The following is a 17143-nucleotide window of genomic DNA, read 5'->3' on the forward strand; positions in this document are numbered from 1 at the left end:
CCTAGTTTGCTCTTTGATTTTCATTGAGTATTATCTTTTATAAATCCTTAGAATTATTTCCCTAGTTTAATCCATCACACCCTGAGCACCAAGACAACAAATGTAATCCTCTCTTATTTTGAAATCGGTTTCTTATGACATAAATATATCACTTTCTATATAACCTGTCAACATATTTTACTAAGATATCATTAGTAATGAAATTTTACAGTTCCCTTAAAAATAGATATCGCTAGCGGTTTTTATTCAAGCTTTCCCCATTCATATTATCTGAGTAAAATAGATGATGTTATAGTAATACTCTTCAAACCACGTCAGCTTTATCTGCAACCTCAAAGCTGTGCTTTGAGCAACCTGCGGCTAGCTTCCTAGTTTGCTCTTTGATTTTCATTGAGTATAAAAGGCAATTCAAACTATTGTAAAATTTCTACAAAAAAAGAGAGCCGAAACTCTCTTTTTATCTTCTTTTACTTTTATGGACCGACATGAGGGTAATATCTCGCAAGCTAAAGTATGCTAGGAAGAGCATAGCAATTGCGATGAAGAATTCTGTCGGTAGCTGAAAGATTTGCAGAACAGACAGCATAAGCAAAATCAAAAGTGCTACGAAAGCAAAGACGACAAGGACGATATTGACTGTCCCTTTAATGCTTTCTGGTGTCGCAAATACATAGAGTAGTAATAAGAGGAGTCCTATGATTAAATAAACCATCTTTATCTCTTTCTAGCTCTTATTCAGCTGATTTTTTCTTCTTGTTAGCTTTCTCACGCTCTGCCTTGTTAAGGATTTGTTTACGCAAACGGATAGACTCAGGCGTTACTTCCATGTACTCATCGTCGTTCAAGAACTCAAGAGACTCTTCAAGTGTCAAGATACGAGGTGTCTTGATCACAGCTGTTTGGTCCTTAGTAGCTGAACGGACGTTGGTCATTTGTTTTGCTTTAGTGATGTTAACTGTCAAGTCATTTTCACGAGAATTTTCACCGATGATCATTCCTTCGTAAACCTCAGTACCTGGGTTGACAAAGATCGTACCACGTTCTTCGATAGACATGATTGAGTAAGTTGTAGCCTTACCAGCATCGATAGAAACAAGGGCACCACGGTGACGACCACCAATTTCGCCTGGAATCAATGGCAAGTATTGATCGAAGGTATGGTTCATGATACCGTAACCACGAGTCATTGATAAGAACTCAGTTGAGTATCCAATCAAACCACGCGCTGGAACAAGGAAGACCAAACGAGTTTGACCATTACCAGTTGAAATCATATCCAACATTTCACCCTTACGTTCAGAAAGGCTTTGGATAACAGACCCTTGGTATTCTTCTGGAGTATCGATTTGAACACGTTCAAATGGCTCACATTTAACACCGTCAATTTCTTTTACGATAACTTCTGGACGAGATACTTGAAGTTCATATCCTTCACGACGCATTGTTTCGATAAGGATTGACAAGTGCAATTCTCCACGTCCTGAAACAGTCCATTTATCTGGTGAATCCGTTGGGTCAACACGAAGGGAAACGTCTGTTTGCAATTCTGCCTGCAAGCGTTCTTCTACCTTACGAGAAGTTACCCATTTACCTTCTTTACCAGCAAATGGTGAGTTGTTTACCAAGAAAGTCATTTGAAGAGTTGGTTCATCGATGTGTAGGATTGGAAGAGCTTCAACTGCGTCTGTTGGAGTGATGGTTTCACCGACAAAGATGTCTTCCATACCTGAAACGGCAATCAAATCACCTGCTTTGGCTTCTTGGATTTCACGACGTTCCAAACCAAAGAAACCGAAGAGTTTTGTAACACGGAAGTTTTTAGTTGTACCATCTAGTTTAGAAAGGGTAACTTGATCCCCAACCTTAACCGTACCACGGAAGACACGACCGATACCGATACGTCCAACGAAGTCATTGTAGTCCAAAAGTGACACTTGGAATTGCAAAGGCTCATCTGAGTTGTCTACTGGAGCTGGGATGTGGTCGATGATTGTGTCAAAGATTGGTGCCATAGTAGCTTCTTGGTCAGCTGGATCATCTGACAATGAAGAAGTTCCGTTGATAGCTGAAGCATACACCACTGGGAAGTCAAGCTGGTCATCATCTGCACCAAGCTCGATGAAAAGTTCCAATACTTCGTCCACTACTTCTGCTGGACGAGCTGATGGTTTATCGATTTTATTAACAACCACGATTGGAACAAGGTCTTGTTCCAGGGCTTTTTTCAATACGAAACGAGTTTGTGGCATGGTTCCTTCGTAGGCATCCACGACCAAGACAACACCGTCAACCATTTTCATGATACGCTCAACTTCTCCACCGAAGTCCGCGTGTCCTGGTGTGTCCATGATGTTGATACGAGTTCCGTTGTAAGCAACGGCAGTGTTTTTCGCAAGGATGGTAATTCCACGCTCTTTTTCGATATCATTTGAGTCCATAGCACGCTCTGCCAATTCAGTACGTGCATCAAGAGTTTCAGATTGTTTCAATAATTCGTCAACGAGGGTTGTTTTCCCGTGGTCAACGTGGGCGATAATCGCAATGTTACGGATATCTTCTCTTAATTTTGTCATGATTTCCTCTAATATTTAAATTTTTATTTCTAACTGAACGATTATACCATAATTTCAAGTAAATAACATAACTCAAGCAAGTGTAAATGTTTTCACTCTGCTTTTCTTTTCACGTCAAGCCTTTTCAAAGCAAGCGACTTATGATAAGATAGGCACAGTATGCGTTTAGATAATTTATTAGCCCAAGAAAAAGTTAGCCGTAAGGCCATGAAACAAGCCTTACTCAAAGGGGAAATTCTAGTAGATGGTTGCCCAGCCCGCTCCCTAGCTCAGAATATCGATACAGGTCTACAAGAACTTCTTTTTCAAGACCGAATCATTCGATGTTATGAGCACACCTATCTTATGCTTCATAAGCCTGCTGGTGTCGTTACAGCCAACAAAGACAAGGAACTCCAAACCGTCATGGACCTACTGCCCAAGCATCTCCAGTCAGAGCAACTCTACGCCATTGGTCGTCTGGATCGAGATACGACAGGACTTCTCCTATTAACGGATAATGGTCCTCTAGGTTTTCAACTCCTCCACCCTAAATATCATGTGGATAAAACTTACCAGGTTGAGGTCAATGGACCGCTCTCATCCAACCACATCCAACAGTTCAAAGATGGGATTATCTTTCTTGATGGAACTGTCTGCAAACCCGCTCAACTAGAGATCCTATCTTCAAGTCTAGGCAGCAGCAAAGCTACCATCACCATTTCAGAAGGAAAATTTCATCAAGTCAAGAAAATGTTCCTCTCGGTTGGTGTCAAGGTGACTTCCCTCAAGCGTACCCATTTTGGACCTTGGGGCTTGGATGATAATCTTCAAGAGGGAGACTTTCGCCCCCTAAACTCCCAAGAATTAGCAAACATTCGTGAATTTCTCAGAAAAAGTGGTTAAAAAATGAGCTCGGAAACATCCAAGCTCGTTTTCTTATTTCTCAACTTTGACTTTCCCTTTCCAAGAATCCAGTCCATAAGAAAGGATATAAATCTCAGAAAAACCTTGTTTTTTCAAGTAAAGGGCTGCATTTGTAACTCGTTGCGCACGTTGATTTTCGTAAAGAAGGACAGGTTTGTCTTTACGAAGGGCTGCAAGACTAGTTTTCAACTGACTTGAAGGAATATTGCGAGCCCCAAGGATATGTTTTCTGTGGAATTCAGCTGGATCACGCAAATCAATCAATTGACCTGTACGAATCAAGGCTTCAAACTCCTCATTGTCTACGATTTTAGCCGCACGGCGAATACGAAGATAGTTAAAACCCATCCACGCCAACATTGCCAGTATAAGTGCCCACAAAATCCAAGTAACCATTAGTTCATTTCTCCATTTTTCTCAATATAATCCAATTCTACCTTGTGCTCTCTGCGAAGAACCGCTTCTGCTTCTAGATAGTCTAATTTGTCCATCAACCCTGCATCGTAAATCCGAGAGAGTTCCAACTTCATCAGTTCAATATCATATAAGCGTTTTCCCATGTAAACAATAATACCAAATCGTTTGAGGAATTGCTGCACATCATAGAATGTTTTCATAAGACTCATTCTAGCAAAATTTTATGTTTTTTTCAAGAAGAGACTCATACAATGTCCCTGATTTTCCTATCTTCTTTGGCGATTCTGACGCAAGTGTGGTACAATAAAAACATGAGAATTCAACAATTACATTATATTATCAAAATCGTCGAAACTGGCTCCATGAATGAGGCGGCCAAGCAACTCTTTATCACTCAACCGAGTCTTTCCAACGCTGTGAGAGATTTGGAAAATGAAATGGGCATTGAGATCTTTATCCGCAATCCTAAGGGCATCACCTTGACTCGTGATGGGATGGAGTTCCTCTCTTATGCCCGTCAGGTTGTCGAGCAAACCCAGCTTTTGGAGGAACGTTATAAAAATCCTGTTGCCCACCGCGAACTCTTTAGCGTTTCGTCTCAACACTATGCCTTTGTGGTCAATGCCTTTGTCTCTCTACTCAAGAAAAGCGATATGGAGAAATACGAGCTTTTCCTTCGTGAAACTCGGACTTGGGAGATTATAGACGACGTCAAGAACTTCCGTAGTGAGGTCGGTGTCCTATTTTTTAACAGCTACAACCGTGATGTTTTAACGAAAATGCTGGATGACAACCACCTCCTGGCTCATCATCTCTTTACCGCCCAACCGCATATCTTTGTCAGCAAGACCAATCCTCTAGCAAAGAAAGACAAGGTCAAACTAGAAGACTTGGATAACTTCCCTTACCTCAGCTATGACCAAGGAACTCATAACTCCTTCTACTTTTCAGAAGAGATTCTCTCGCAGGAATACCACAAAAAATCTATCGTAGTCAGCGACCGTGCTACCCTCTTTAATCTCTTGATTGGTTTAGATGGTTACACCATTGCGACGGGGATTTTGAACAGCAACCTCAATGGAGACAACATCGTTTCCATCCCTCTGGACATTGATGACCCAATTGAGCTGGTCTATATCCAACATGAAAAAACCAGCCTATCTAAGATGGGCGAACGCTTTATCGACTATCTACTAGAAGAAGTCCAGTTTGATAGTTGACAAATGATAAGAACCAATATGTAGGCTAGCAACAACCTACGCATTGGTTCTTTTTTATTTATAATTAAAAGTCTCCCCTGCCAACTTATCAGCTAGCTTGGGAAAGAGGGTATAAAATTTGTGGGCCAAGTTCAACAAGACTGGGAGATTTAGTTCTCGTTTGTTTTTTCCTATACACTTAACAATCTTTTTAGCCACTACATCTGCCTCTAAAAGGAAGCGGTCAACAGACTTGAGATAGGTACCATCTGGGTCAGCCTGGTCAAAAAATCCTGTGCGGATTGGCCCTGGATTGATCGTCGTCACATAAACACCGTAGGACATGAGTTCTAGGCGAAGAGCATTTGAAAAACCAATAGCTGCAAATTTGGTCGCTGAGTAAAGGCTGGACTTGCCAGTAGCAATTAGACCTGCCATGCTGACGATATTGATAATATGGCCTTTTCGGCTTTCCTTCATACGAGCAGCAAGGCGACGAGATAAATTCATCAAAGCAAAGGTATTGACCTCAAACATCTGGTGAATATCTTGGTCAGAAATCTGGTCAAATTCCTCAAAAATCCCGTAACCAGCGTTGTTAATCAAGACATCAATCTTGCCATAACGGAGATAGAGATCAGTTACCAGAGATTCTAAGGCTGAATCATCGGTAATGTCTATTTCAATCAATTCTGCATGGGGATGATTTCCGTAGAGTTGAGCTAATTTTTCCCTATCTCGACCAAGCAAGATGAGCTGGTCTTCTGGTAAAAGTTTGACCATTTCTTGGGCTAGATCACCGCTAGCTCCGGTAATCAGAATAGTAGGCATACTTATCCTTTCTCAATCTGTTAGATTTCCACTTCTTCCAAATCCTTGACTACATGCACATTTTCAAAAACACTAGCAGCATCTTTCTTAAGCTTACTGATATCTTTTGAGAGGAAGCGAGCACTGATATGATTGAGCAGGAGTCGTTTAGCACCTGCTTCTACTGCTACCTCCGCCGCCTGCATATTGGTTGAGTGTCCATGATTACGGGCAATTTTCTCATCGCCTTTGCCATAAGTTGATTCATGGACCAAGACATCAGCATTGACAGCCAGACGAACACTTGCACTAGTTTTACGGGTATCACCAAGAATAGTGATAATTTTACCTGGACGAGGAGCTGAGATATAGTCTGCTGCCTTGATTTCAGTACCGTCCTCAAGAACAACATCCTGACCGTTTTTGATTTTTCCAAAAAGTGGGCCAAATGGGACACCAGCTGCCTTGAGTTTTTCAGCATCCAGCGTTCCTTCCAGGTCCTTTTGCATGACACGGTAACCAACACAGAAAATAGTGTGGTCCAGCTCCTCTGCATACACAGTAAATTTATCGGTCTCAAGAATTTTACCTAGCGAATCTTGGTCAAACTCATGAAAATGAATGCGGTAGGGCAGGCGAGAACCCGACACACGAAGACTAGTTAAGACAAATGACTTGATTCCTTGAGGTCCATAGATTTCCAAATCTGTCTGCTCTTCATTAGCTTGAAAAGCGCGGCTAGAAAGGAATCCTGGCAAGCCAAAGATATGGTCTCCATGCAGGTGAGTGATAAAGATTTTGCTGACCTTGCGTGGTCGAATTGTGGTTTCCAGAATGCGATTTTGCGTTCCTTCTCCACAGTCAAAGAGCCAAACTTCGTTAATCTCATCCAAAAGTTTCAGGGCAAGACTTGATACGTTGCGGGCTTTAGAGGGCTGACCAGCCCCCGTTCCTAAAAATTGAATATCCATTCGATACTTTCTAATTAATCAATATATAACATGGCTGTGCGGTTTTCCGATCGGAAATAGCGCTTGCCAGAAAAAGTAGCAGCTTCTTGCAGTAAATCCTCTTGACTGTAGCCTTTGAGACGTTTGCGACCATCTGCCAAACTTTCCAAATCCGTCAAAGCTGTGAGACTCTCCACGCTAACAACTTCCTCATCTCCGACAGGCTTCATGTAAATCTTTTCAGACTCTTCAAAAACTAGTTGATGGGGGAAAATTTGCGCAATCTCAAAGAGCAAGTCATCTGAGATTACCTCTTCATTTTCAGAGAAAATCCGACCAAGACCCTCACTCTCATAGCAAAAACCAAAGGATTTGCCAGACAGATTAAGCCGAATAAAAGGCTTGTTTTCTAGGGTGAAACTCGGCTCAGTATTGTAAAGATTCAGTTCCTGACTGAGTTCCGCAAAATAATCCGTCGCAGCCTCAGGACTCTTTTTCTGGTAGAGTTCTGCAAAATAGGCATTGACCACACTTGGCGGAGGCGTGATAAGGGCCAACTGCTCCTGTTCTGTTTTACCAGCTAGAAGCTGATCCAGAAAGACCTTATCCAGACTTGTATAACCTCCATACTTTAGAGCCAACGTTTTAATATCAGTCATAAAATTCTTCTAACCTCCATTTATTTTTCTCAGAAATGTAGCCTGTAATCACTTCCCCGTCATCTTGATAATCACGTTCTTCCAGAATTGCAACACTTTCTAAATCATGAATCTTGTAGGACTTAGAAAAAGGCACGCGTAGGGTAAATCTCTCAAAAATATCCTTGATTTTCTCTAAAAACAAAGCCTGCAAGTTTTCACGACTATCTTCAGACTTTGCAGAAATGAGGGCGTATGGCGTTTGGGTAGGCGTGAAATTCTCCACCAAATCCGCCTTATTATAAAGGGTCAGGCGAGGAATATCTTCCATGTCCAAGTCTTTCATGATGGACAAGACTGTTTTTTCATGCTCCTCATGGTAAGGATTGCTGGCATCGATCACATGAACCAGAAGGTCCACATGCTTGCTTTCTTCTAAGGTTGACTTAAAACTGGACACCAACTCTGTCGGCAAATCTTGGATAAATCCAACCGTATCAGTTAAGGTAACCTGAAGATTGCCTCCCAGATGGATACTTTTAGTCGTCGCATCCAAAGTCGCAAACAGCTCGTCCGCTTCATACTGGGTCTTACTAGTCAAGGTGTTCATGATGGTTGATTTCCCAGCATTGGTATAACCAATCAAACCAATCTTAAAGGTGCTTGACTCCAAACGTTTTTCTCTGACAGTCGCCCGATTTTTCTCAACCACCTTGAGCTGGCGCTCGATATCTGTGATTTGATTACGTACACTACGACGGTTCAGTTCCAGCTGGCTTTCACCAGGCCCACGGGAACCAATTCCCCCTGCCTGACGGCTGAGCATAATTCCCTGACCAACCAAGCGCGGCAAGAGATATTTGAGCTGGGCTAGGTGGACTTGGAGCTTCCCTTCATGGCTTCGAGCTCGCATGGCAAAGATATCCAAAATCAACTGCATACGGTCAATGACCTTAACACCCAGAACTTCCTCTAGATTGACATTTTGTCGTGGAGTTAAACGGTTGTTGACAATGACAGTGGTAATCTCTTCTGCATCCACCATGAGCGCAATCTCTTCTAACTTACCCGAGCCGACGAAGGTCTTAGAATCATATTTCTCACGTTTTTGTCTGTAGCTATCTACAACGACTGCCCCAGCTGTCTTAGCTAGACTGGCCAATTCTTCCATGGAGAGGTCAAAATTGTCCATGCCCTGCAATTCCACACCGATGAGCAGGACGCGTTCCTCTTTTTTCTCCGTATCAATCATCTAAAAACTCCTCTATCTGGCTTAAAATGCGGTCTTGCACACCAGCTTCTCCAATCTGATAAAAGGTGACCTGCATGCGATTACGGAACCAGGTCAGCTGACGCTTGGCAAAACGACGAGTCGCCTGTTTAAGACTCTCACTAGCTTCCTCCAAAGTCTGCTCTCCACGGAAATAAGGAAAAAGTTCCTTATAGCCAATTCCTTTGGCAGCCTGCACATCCGGGTAATGGTCAAAAAGCCACTTGGCCTCATCCAAAAGTCCAGCTTCAAACATCAAATCAACTCGGTGGTTGATACGCTCATAAAGTTGACTACGTTCATCATCCAAGCAGATAATCAGCGGCTCATACAAGGTCTCTTGATTTTCCAAATCCTGACCCAAATGGGCAATTTCCAAGGCACGCATAGCACGACGACGATTAAACTGAGGAATTTCAAGGCCTGCTTGCTCCACAAGATAAGCTAATTCCTCATCTGTATAAGGCTCCAAGCTAGCCCGATAAGCTAAAATCTCCTCATGAGGGGTCTCTCCACCCAGATGGTAGCCTTCCAACAAGCTCTGGATATAAAGCCCAGTTCCACCAGCTATAATGGCTAGCTTGCCACGGCTGTGAATATCCTCAATAGCTATCTTAGCTTCTGAAACAAAATCAAAAGCCGAGTAAGACTCGGTTACCTCTCTAACATCGATTAAATGATGGGGAACAGCTGCCTGCTCCTCTGGACTAGCCTTAGCCGTCCCAATATCTAGACCTCGGTAAACCTGCTGACTATCACCGCTAACCACTTCGCCATTAAAACGCTTTGCAACTTCAATGGCAAGGGCTGTTTTTCCAACAGCAGTCGGTCCAACGATCACAATTATTTTTGTTTTCATCTTTTTTCCTTGAAAAATTCCCATTTTTTCGTTACTATTATTATAACACAAAAAGGTCAGTCAGAAAAATGTGACCTCTTGAGGAGGCTGGCTGATTAAGAAGATAAAGGAGGAAGACTCATGGCTAAAGGATTTGCTAAAGGTCTTGTAACAGGTGTCGCAGGAACTGTCGCTGCAGTTGCAGGTGCAGTATACGCATTTAAAAAGAAAGTGATTGAACCAGAAGAGCAAAAAGCAGCTTTCATCGAAGAAAACCGTAAAAAAGCAGCTCGTCGTCGCGTATCACGTTAAGAAACAAAAGAAGTTGGGATTCATTGTCTCAACTTCTTTTTTCTATTCTTTTAAATAGCTAGGTCAAACTTCAACTGTGGCTTGACAGGGTCATAATCCACCAACTCAAAGTCTTCCGCTTTGATATCAAAGAAATTAGTCCCATCTGGCACATTCAAAACCAATCGTGGTTGGCAGTTCGACGGCTCACGACGGAGCAATTCCTGAGCTTGTTCAAATTGATTATCATAGATATGGAGATTGTTGATAAAGTAGAAGAACTTTCCAACCTTCCAGCCAAAATGTTTGGCAATCATCATCTGCAAAGCCACATACTGCATAGCATTGATGTGGTGGGCCACCAGCATATCATTAGAGCGCTGGGTCAAGGTCGCATCCAGATAGATTTCACCATCAACACGGCGGACATCAAACATAGTCTGAAAGGCGCATGGGAGCAACCCATCTGTTTCTTCAAAAGCTTGATAATCCCAGAGCGAAATGATATTACGGCGGTTCCAAGGATTGGCTTCCAACTGCTTGAGAAGCTTGTTAATGATATCGTGTTTCTTAACAACGGCACCATAGCGCTCACCGATGGTTCCTGTATCCCCCACTTCCCAGTCATTCCAGTAGTGAACATTGTACTTGTCATTCAGTACTTCTAAGCTATTAGACTGATCTTGGTAAATCCAGAGTACTTCCTTGATGGCGGATTTGATGGCAATGGGACGTAAAGTTGTGATGGGAAATTCTCCCTTGGCCAAGTCATACTCTGCAAAAACACCCGTTACGTACTTGGAATTGGCAACAGTTCCATCCTTATACTTGGGACGTGCTTGCTCAGAAAAGACACCGTCTTTGAGGATTCGTTCAATATTCTCTTTAAAAATCGTATCTGCTTTTGTCATTTACTCTCACCTCATTTATTGTCCTAACTAGTATAGCATAAAAAAAGCTTTTCTACATGCTCAGATAATCAATAGCTTTCTTGTATTTTTCAAATCGTTCCAGATCCTTTTCAGTAATTGTAGCTAGTCTAGATAAATCTGAATTATGTTTCAAATCTGCTAATTTGACACAACGTGCTATAGGATTCGATTTAACAAGTTCCAAATATTGTTGATAATCTTGTCCCTTTTTCTTGGTCAGTACCTGCACTGCAGTAACAACAGTCTCTGGTAAACCAGCCAATATTAGTTCTTCTGCTGTATAAGGGCTATCTTCAAGAACATCGTGCAATAGAGCGACTGCCTTTTCTTCTTGCGTATCGACCAGACTTGCTACAAAAAGAGGGTGTTTGATATAAACTACTCCATCCTTATCATATTGTCCCTCATGTGCTTTTTTTGCGATGGACAAAGCTAATTCAAACATGGATTGTTCTGACTTATTCATTTAAAATCTCCTTTCTAAAATCAAAAAGTTAAGAGTTATATTTACAATTATGATCTTGAAAAAGAGCCTGATGAATCACCAAGCTCTGTCATTTTTATTTTATTGCAATACAAGTGATGCTGCTCCGATAACTCCAGCGTCATTTCCTAGAGTTGCAAGAGCTAATTTAGTGGATGTGCGTACTTGTGGGAAGGTATTTTCGTCGTAGACTTTTTGAACACCTTGTAGAAGGAATTCTCCCGCAGCTGACACACCACCACCGATGACGATTATTGATGGGTTGAGGATTGAACCGATGTTGGCACAAGCGATTCCCAAGTAACGTGAGAAGTTACGGTAAACGATCAAGGCAAGGTCGTCTCCTTCTTTTGCAAGATCAAAGACAGTCTTAGCAGTTACTTCTTCTCCGTTATCAATCAAACGTTTCAAGGCTGCATCGCCTTCGTATTCATCAGCATAGCGACGAGTCAAGTTGACAATCCCTGTTGCAGAAGCGACTGTCTCAAGGCAGCCTTTCTTACCGCAAGTACATGCGATTGGTTGGTCAAAGTCAACAGTGATGTGGCCAAGCTCACCTGCTGCACCAGCAACACCGTGAAGTAATTTGCCTTCTGCGACAATACCGCCACCAACACCAGTACCAAGTGTCATAAAGACAACATCTGGTTGGTTATCACCAGCACCCATCCAACGTTCACCAAGAGCTGCCACGTTGGCATCATTATCGATGAAGAATGGAATGCCCAAGGCTTTTTCAATTTTCTCTTTAATTGGTTGAAGGGTTTTCCAGTTGAGGTTGTAGGCACCAATAACAGTTCCTTTTTCACGGTCAACCACACCTGGTGACCCCATTCCAATACCTTGGAAGTCCGCTGCTACCAATCCAAGCAAGTCCAAACGATGTTGAATAGACTCAATCATATCATCTACGATATGACTTCCCTCATCCAAAATGTTGGTCTTGATAGACCATTTTTCTTGGATTTCTCCTGCTGTTGTCAAGATTGCAAATTTGATAGAAGTTCCACCAAGGTCAATCCCAATAATCTTTTGACTCATCATATTCTCCTTTTTCATTATGAATTAATTGAAAATGCTTACAGTACTAGTATAACAAAATTCACTCATTTATGCAAAGGTTTGCATTAACTTTCTAGATTTTATCCTTACTTATGGTTTCCATAGACCTGAAGCATCTACATAGTAGCGGCCTCCATCAACTCGCTCATTTTTAGCCATTTTACCATCTGATTTCAAATAGTAGTTTCCTTTCCATGCATTGCGAGCATAAGAACCATCTGATTTCAAGTAATACCAGGCTTGGTAAGAAGAGTCATAAACCCACTCACCTTGTGCCATTTTACCGTTTGATTTAAGGTAATAATCTCCTTGCCATGCATTTTTTGCATAAGAACCATCTGATTTCAAATAATACCAAGCTTGATAAGAAGAGTCATAAATCCATTCGCTCTGTGCCATTTGACCATCAGCTTTCAGGTAATAGCTTCCCTGCCAAGCATTTTTCACTGGATTTCCATTTCCATCAAAATAGTACCAAGAACCGTCCTGCTTAACCCAACCACTTGCTGTGGATGAAGTTGTATCAGTTTGAGTTGTAGCCGTTTGTTTTGCTTTAAAAGCACCCTTAGGGGCATTTTTCAATTCGCAAGCCACACCGTCATGATCGCGGTCTAACTTGGCAGAATAACCAGGGTCTCCCTCATGAAGATCTGAATAGCCATTAGCCCAAGCTTCCTTACAGCTAGAAAAATGGATGTTTTCTTCTGCTAACACAGGTTGTGAAAACAAGGCTAAAACTGACAAGGTTGCCAGACTCATTTTTAAAAATAGACGTTTGTTCATTACTTTCTCCTATAAGAATGTTATCGATTTCAATATTATTTTATCAAACTTATTTCAGCAATTCAAGGAAACTTCTGGTCTTTTCTACAAACTCCTTTGGTTTTTCCTTATTCAAAACATGAGGGCCGTCTGGGATAATCTGAAATTGAGATTCTGATATTAGTTTATGAAGACTTCTCATAGAACTAAGATTCGATTTATCTTTGCTACCACAAATTAGCAAGGTTGGATAGGGGCAAGTCTTTGCAATCTCCCTTAAATCAAGTGTTTTTAATTCTTCGGAAATACCAACCATAAGAGCCTTATCTGCCCCCTGTTTTTCAAATACCCTTTTGGGAAGCAATTTAAATATCAGCAACTGAAGATAAAATAGGATATTACCGGACAGTTTAAGTGGACATCCTGATAGAACCAAAGCTCGGAGATTTGGTAAATCGTAACTGGAAAGTTCTAGTGCCAGAGCAGCACCTAAGGACAATCCAACCAAAACAAAAGGTTCGGTCTCTTGAGCTAGGTACTGATATACTCGCTCCTTGGCTTTTTGATAGCTACTTACTCCAGAAGGAAATAACTCGATAGCCTCAGAAGGATAATCTGTCAATTGATTCCGAACTTCTTTCCAACTCTCTGCTGACTGCCCTAAACCGTGTAAAAATACCAGTTTCATCTAGTTCTCCTCTAGGCTTAATTCATATAAGCCTCTCACTGCATTACAGCCGTAAGCAGCTTCTGCTTGGGCTAAGTCTTTTAAGGTCAAGACTTTCTCTTCTACTTTTCCTGTTTCTAGTAAATACTGACGATAAATTCCCGGTAAGATGCCAAGTCGGACTGGCGGTGTATAGAGCTTTCCAGCGATTTTCAGAACCAAATTTCCAATAGATGTTTCAAGCAGTTCTCCAGCAGCAGTATGATAGATGATTTCCTGATTTCCCACTGTCAAATGTGGTCTATGAGTCGTTTTAAAGTAGGTAAAAACTTGATTCAAATCCATTTCCTGCAGGCAAAGTTTGGCTTGGCAGAAGGTCGGACTGAGGGGTGCTAATACTTGGAGACTGAGTTCTATCTCTCCAGACTTGTCGAGACTGATTCGTAGACGATAATCTTGACTAGCGTCACAAGCCTGACACTCCGCCGCTATCTTTTGTTTCAAGTCTTCTGCATCAAAAGGATATGCAAAATATCGACTTGCTTTTCTCAGTCTTTCTATATGTTGCTCTTCAAACAGCAGTTGTTTTTGGCTAATTTTTCCAGTTGTAATCAGTTGGAAGCGAGCTTGTTTACGATAAAGGACTGCCGCCTTTTGATGAACCTCTTGGTATTCAGATTCCCAAGTGCTATCCCATGTAATACCTCCGCCAACTCCATAGATAGCTTGTCCCTTGTAGAGTTGAATGGTCCGAATGGCCACATTAAAAATCCGTCGTCCATTTGGAAGCAAGAGACCAATCGTTCCACAGTAGACTCCGCGCGGTTGTGGCTCCAAGTCCTTGATGATCTCCATAGTCGCAATTTTCGGTGCTCCCGTTATGGAACCACAAGGAAAGAGAGAACGGAAAATTTCAACAAGGTCAACATCCTCTCGTAACTGACTCTTGATGGTCGAAGTCATCTGCCAAACAGTAGAATACTGTTCTACCTGACACAGACGCTCCACATGCTCACTCCCCACTTCAGAAATACGGTTCATATCATTGCGCAAGAGATCCACAATCATCATGTTCTCAGAGCGATTTTTGGGGTCCTGCTCCAGCCAACTAGCCTGTTCAAGATCTTCTTGGTCAGTCACGCCACGCTGAGTTGTTCCCTTCATTGGTCGCGTTGTCAACTTGCGGCCATTCTGCTCAAAAAAGAGCTCTGGACTCATGGATATCACTGCCATCTCGTCATGTTCAACATAGGCATTGTAGCCCGCCTCCTGTTCTACCACCATGCGATTGTAGATGGCATAAGGATTGGCACTTAAGTCTTGCTTGAGTTGGACGGTGTAATTGACCTGATAGGTATCTCCCTGCCGTAAATGATGGTGAATCTGGGCAATCGCCTTTTCATATTCTGCTTCAGACGTCACTTCCTGCCAATTTGAAGGCAAATCAACCTCATCATAAGTCAGGGGAATAGGAAATGTCTCCACCCTATCGTGAACAGTAAAATAAAGCAAATACTCGTCCAATAAAGGTGCCTTGTGAACTGCTAATTTTTCCTCAAAAGCAGGTGCAGCCTCGTAGCTGACATAGCCCACCACATAGTAGCCCTGCTTTTGGTAGTTTTCCACTTGTACCAGCAAGGCTGTTACTTCCGCTAAATCTCTTGTTTTTAACTCTTTGATAGGCTGAGTGAAGGTGTATCTCTCCCCTAAAGCCCTAAAATCAATCACTGTTTTTCTATGCATACCTTAAGTATAGCACAAAATAAGAAAACCCTCATCCGCAAAGCAGATGAGATCGGCTTTAGTCCCGTCACGTATCTTCTGATTAGAGAAAAAACTCTCCTAGTAGCTATTTTGCTCTAGGAGAGTTTTAAGAATAATATTATCCACTTAGTCTCAAAAAAGAGTTGCGACCTTTAGAAATCGTTACTAATTTTCTAATTTATCTTCTTCATCTTCTTTTCGACGACGAGCAATAAGACCAAAACCAAGTATCGCACTAGCTGCTGCTGCAACAATTGCTGTTATGGATTCTGTTGTACCTGTATTTGGCAATTCTCTAGTCACTACACGCTGATTAGTAGCTACTTGCTGATTCTCATTTTCAAGTTGTGAGATAGTAGATGCTACACTATCTTTCACTTTAGCTTTGGCTTCATCAGTTTTCAATACTTGGTCTATTGCTTGTTTTTCCTGTGGTTTTTCTTTAGAAGTTGGATTAGCTGAGTTTACATGAACTCCAGCACTTGCTCCAACTGCCGGTCTAATTTGTGCAATCGGATTGACTGAGTTCACTTCTTCAATACCAGTTGACTTAGATTGGTCGACTTCTGAGTTGGTTGTGGCATTATCGATGGCTGCTTTTGCTGCATCAGCTTTGGCTTTCGCTTCAGCCTTAGCCGCGGTTTTCTCTTCGTCTGTTAAGTCTGTTCGAGCATCAATCTCAGCATTCTTAGCTTTTAGGGCATCATCTATTGCTTGCTTCGCTGCAGGTTTTGCTTGCGCTGTTGGAGTGACTGAGTCTACTGACATTGTTCCAGTTGACTTAGATTGGTCGACTGCTGCGTTTGTTGGCGCATTATCAATCACTTCTTTCGCTGCATCTGCTCTAGCTTTCGCTTCAGCCTTAGCCGCGGTTTTCTCTTCGTCTGTTAAGTCTGTACGAGAATCGATTTCATCAGTCTTAGCTTTGAGAACTTCGTCGATAGATTTCTTAGCTTCTGTCTTCTCGACTGCTGCTGGATTGATTGAAGTGACTTCTCTTGTTCCGTTAGTCTTAGATTGGTCGACTTCAGCATTGGTTGTCGCTTTATCGATGGCTTCTTTTGCTGCGTCAGCCTTAGCTTTTGCTTCTGACTTAGCAGCAGCTTTCTCTTCATCTGTTAAGTCTGTACGTGCGTCGATTTCGTCGTTCTTAGCCTTCAGAGCTTCGTCGATGGCTTGCTTAGCTTCTGTCTTAGCCACTGCACCTGGATTTACTGAAGTGACTTCTGCAATTCCAGTTGACTTTGCTTGGTCAACTTCTGCATTGGTTGTCGCTTTATCGATAACTTCTTTTGCTGCGTCGGCCTTAGCTTTTGCTTCTGACTTAGCAGCAGTTTTCTCTTCATCTGTTAAGTCTGTACGTGCGTCAATCTCGTCGTTCTTAGCTTTAAGAGCATCTTCGATGGATTTTTTAGCTTCTGACTTCGCTAATCCGTCTGGATTGACTGAATCAACTGATGTTGTTCCAACATTTTTAGCTTGAGTTACTGCATCGTTTGTTGTTGCGTTATCGATTGCCTCTTTCGCTACATCGGCTTTGGCTCTCGCGTCTGCTTTGGCTGCAGTTTTCTCTTCGTCTG

General features: G+C 42.1%; 18 protein-coding genes and 1 pseudogene. 3 read left to right on the top strand and 16 right to left on the bottom strand.

Translation table 11 applies throughout. The features are described from left to right. Window positions 1-457: 457 nt before the first annotated feature. Window positions 458-712, bottom strand: a complete 255-nt coding sequence (locus HMPREF2764_RS06280) for a DUF3165 family protein (RefSeq protein ID WP_000262671.1) — start codon at window positions 710-712, stop codon at window positions 458-460. A 19-nt stretch (window positions 713-731) separates the two neighbouring features. After that, window positions 732-2573, bottom strand: coding sequence for a translational GTPase TypA (gene typA / locus HMPREF2764_RS06285; RefSeq protein WP_000164111.1), 1842 nt, complete (start codon window positions 2571-2573; stop codon window positions 732-734). Between the two features lie 159 nt (window positions 2574-2732). Here typA and HMPREF2764_RS06290 point away from each other — a divergent pair, with 159 nt between their 5' ends. Next, window positions 2733-3458 (top strand): pseudouridine synthase, encoded by a 726-nt coding sequence (locus HMPREF2764_RS06290; protein ID WP_070528055.1) that lies wholly within the window; start codon window positions 2733-2735, stop codon window positions 3456-3458. Between the two features lie 33 nt (window positions 3459-3491). On the opposite strand, the gene HMPREF2764_RS06295 is transcribed toward HMPREF2764_RS06290, so the two are convergent. Beyond that, window positions 3492-3875: a rhodanese-like domain-containing protein gene (locus tag HMPREF2764_RS06295; RefSeq protein ID WP_000259257.1), complete on the bottom strand. Its 384-nt coding sequence runs from the start codon at window positions 3873-3875 to the stop codon at window positions 3492-3494. Then, window positions 3875-4105, bottom strand: a complete 231-nt coding sequence (locus tag HMPREF2764_RS06300; RefSeq protein WP_070528059.1) for a YqgQ family protein — start codon at window positions 4103-4105, stop codon at window positions 3875-3877. The genes HMPREF2764_RS06295 and HMPREF2764_RS06300 overlap by 1 nt, the downstream gene beginning before the upstream one ends. 102 nt (window positions 4106-4207) lie before the next feature. On the opposite strand from HMPREF2764_RS06300, the gene HMPREF2764_RS06305 reads away from it, so the two are divergent. Beyond that, entirely contained in the window at window positions 4208-5116 is a 909-nt protein-coding gene (locus HMPREF2764_RS06305) for a LysR family transcriptional regulator (RefSeq protein ID WP_070528091.1), read from the top strand. Between the two features lie 54 nt (window positions 5117-5170). Here HMPREF2764_RS06305 and HMPREF2764_RS06310 read toward each other — a convergent pair whose 3' ends face one another. Genes HMPREF2764_RS06310 through miaA form a run of 5 tightly spaced genes read right to left on the bottom strand, consistent with a single transcriptional unit; the run spans window position 5171 to window position 9622 of the window. After that, window positions 5171-5926, bottom strand: coding sequence for an SDR family NAD(P)-dependent oxidoreductase (locus HMPREF2764_RS06310; RefSeq protein ID WP_033685343.1), 756 nt, complete (start codon window positions 5924-5926; stop codon window positions 5171-5173). 20 nt (window positions 5927-5946) lie between these two features. Then, window positions 5947-6876, bottom strand: coding sequence for a ribonuclease Z (gene rnz, locus HMPREF2764_RS06315; RefSeq protein ID WP_033685344.1), 930 nt, complete (start codon window positions 6874-6876; stop codon window positions 5947-5949). Between the two features lie 14 nt (window positions 6877-6890). Further along, window positions 6891-7514, bottom strand: a complete 624-nt coding sequence (locus tag HMPREF2764_RS06320; RefSeq protein WP_033685345.1) for a cystathionine beta-lyase — start codon at window positions 7512-7514, stop codon at window positions 6891-6893. After that, window positions 7507-8745 (bottom strand): GTPase HflX, encoded by a 1239-nt coding sequence (hflX, locus tag HMPREF2764_RS06325; protein ID WP_070528062.1) that lies wholly within the window; start codon window positions 8743-8745, stop codon window positions 7507-7509. Before hflX ends, HMPREF2764_RS06320 begins: the two co-directional genes overlap by 8 nt. Then, a complete protein-coding gene (gene miaA / locus HMPREF2764_RS06330; RefSeq protein WP_070528065.1) occupies window positions 8738-9622 on the bottom strand; it encodes a tRNA (adenosine(37)-N6)-dimethylallyltransferase MiaA in 885 nt (294 codons plus the stop codon). Before miaA ends, hflX begins: the two co-directional genes overlap by 8 nt. Before the next feature lie 120 nt (window positions 9623-9742). Here miaA and HMPREF2764_RS06335 point away from each other — a divergent pair, with 120 nt between their 5' ends. Then, window positions 9743-9913 (top strand): DUF3042 family protein, encoded by a 171-nt coding sequence (locus tag HMPREF2764_RS06335; RefSeq protein ID WP_001051780.1) that lies wholly within the window; start codon window positions 9743-9745, stop codon window positions 9911-9913. 50 nt (window positions 9914-9963) lie between these two features. Here HMPREF2764_RS06335 and HMPREF2764_RS06340 read toward each other — a convergent pair whose 3' ends face one another. The 7 genes and pseudogenes from HMPREF2764_RS06340 to HMPREF2764_RS10285 all read right to left on the bottom strand — a co-directional run. Beyond that, on the bottom strand, window positions 9964-10803 hold the full coding sequence (locus tag HMPREF2764_RS06340) for a thymidylate synthase (RefSeq protein ID WP_070528069.1): 840 nt from the start codon (window positions 10801-10803) through the stop codon (window positions 9964-9966). A 52-nt stretch (window positions 10804-10855) separates the two neighbouring features. Further along, complete coding sequence (locus tag HMPREF2764_RS06345; RefSeq protein WP_070528072.1) at window positions 10856-11290, bottom strand: HD domain-containing protein; 435 nt, start codon at window positions 11288-11290, stop codon at window positions 10856-10858. Between the two features lie 99 nt (window positions 11291-11389). Then, entirely contained in the window at window positions 11390-12349 is a 960-nt protein-coding gene (locus tag HMPREF2764_RS06350; RefSeq protein WP_070528075.1) for an ROK family glucokinase, read from the bottom strand. A 117-nt stretch (window positions 12350-12466) separates the two neighbouring features. Further along, window positions 12467-13153 (bottom strand): annotated as a pseudogene (locus HMPREF2764_RS06355) (excalibur calcium-binding domain-containing protein); the annotation flags it as partial. A 49-nt stretch (window positions 13154-13202) separates the two neighbouring features. Further along, window positions 13203-13820 (bottom strand): alpha/beta fold hydrolase, encoded by a 618-nt coding sequence (locus HMPREF2764_RS06360; RefSeq protein ID WP_070528079.1) that lies wholly within the window; start codon window positions 13818-13820, stop codon window positions 13203-13205. Then, on the bottom strand, window positions 13821-15542 hold the full coding sequence (gene pabB / locus HMPREF2764_RS06365; RefSeq protein WP_049502379.1) for an aminodeoxychorismate synthase component I: 1722 nt from the start codon (window positions 15540-15542) through the stop codon (window positions 13821-13823). A 186-nt stretch (window positions 15543-15728) separates the two neighbouring features. Continuing rightward, window positions 15729-17143: DUF1542 domain-containing protein (locus HMPREF2764_RS10285; RefSeq protein ID WP_261673655.1), on the bottom strand; the 1415-nt coding region annotated here is incomplete at its 5' end.

Origin of the sequence: Streptococcus sp. HMSC073F11, from assembly GCF_001810785.1 — a bacterium.
Taxonomy (GTDB): Bacteria; Bacillota; Bacilli; order Lactobacillales; family Streptococcaceae; genus Streptococcus.

Bases quoted from the DNA above. Each gene is read 5' to 3' on its own strand.
- HMPREF2764_RS06280 (WP_000262671.1), bottom strand. From the start codon at position 712: ATGGTTTATTTAATCATAGGACTCCTCTTATTACTACTCTATGTATTT.
- typA (WP_000164111.1), bottom strand. From the start codon at position 2,573: ATGACAAAATTAAGAGAAGATATCCGTAACATTGCGATTATCGCCCAC.
- HMPREF2764_RS06290 (WP_070528055.1), top strand. From the start codon at position 2,733: ATGCGTTTAGATAATTTATTAGCCCAAGAAAAAGTTAGCCGTAAGGCC.
- HMPREF2764_RS06295 (WP_000259257.1), bottom strand. From the start codon at position 3,875: ATGGTTACTTGGATTTTGTGGGCACTTATACTGGCAATGTTGGCGTGG.
- HMPREF2764_RS06300 (WP_070528059.1), bottom strand. From the start codon at position 4,105: ATGAGTCTTATGAAAACATTCTATGATGTGCAGCAATTCCTCAAACGA.
- HMPREF2764_RS06305 (WP_070528091.1), top strand. From the start codon at position 4,208: ATGAGAATTCAACAATTACATTATATTATCAAAATCGTCGAAACTGGC.
- HMPREF2764_RS06310 (WP_033685343.1), bottom strand. From the start codon at position 5,926: ATGCCTACTATTCTGATTACCGGAGCTAGCGGTGATCTAGCCCAAGAA.
- rnz (WP_033685344.1), bottom strand. From the start codon at position 6,876: ATGGATATTCAATTTTTAGGAACGGGGGCTGGTCAGCCCTCTAAAGCC.
- HMPREF2764_RS06320 (WP_033685345.1), bottom strand. From the start codon at position 7,514: ATGACTGATATTAAAACGTTGGCTCTAAAGTATGGAGGTTATACAAGT.
- hflX (WP_070528062.1), bottom strand. From the start codon at position 8,745: ATGATTGATACGGAGAAAAAAGAGGAACGCGTCCTGCTCATCGGTGTG.
- miaA (WP_070528065.1), bottom strand. From the start codon at position 9,622: ATGAAAACAAAAATAATTGTGATCGTTGGACCGACTGCTGTTGGAAAA.
- HMPREF2764_RS06335 (WP_001051780.1), top strand. From the start codon at position 9,743: ATGGCTAAAGGATTTGCTAAAGGTCTTGTAACAGGTGTCGCAGGAACT.
- HMPREF2764_RS06340 (WP_070528069.1), bottom strand. From the start codon at position 10,803: ATGACAAAAGCAGATACGATTTTTAAAGAGAATATTGAACGAATCCTC.
- HMPREF2764_RS06345 (WP_070528072.1), bottom strand. From the start codon at position 11,290: ATGAATAAGTCAGAACAATCCATGTTTGAATTAGCTTTGTCCATCGCA.
- HMPREF2764_RS06350 (WP_070528075.1), bottom strand. From the start codon at position 12,349: ATGAGTCAAAAGATTATTGGGATTGACCTTGGTGGAACTTCTATCAAA.
- HMPREF2764_RS06360 (WP_070528079.1), bottom strand. From the start codon at position 13,820: ATGAAACTGGTATTTTTACACGGTTTAGGGCAGTCAGCAGAGAGTTGG.
- pabB (WP_049502379.1), bottom strand. From the start codon at position 15,542: ATGCATAGAAAAACAGTGATTGATTTTAGGGCTTTAGGGGAGAGATAC.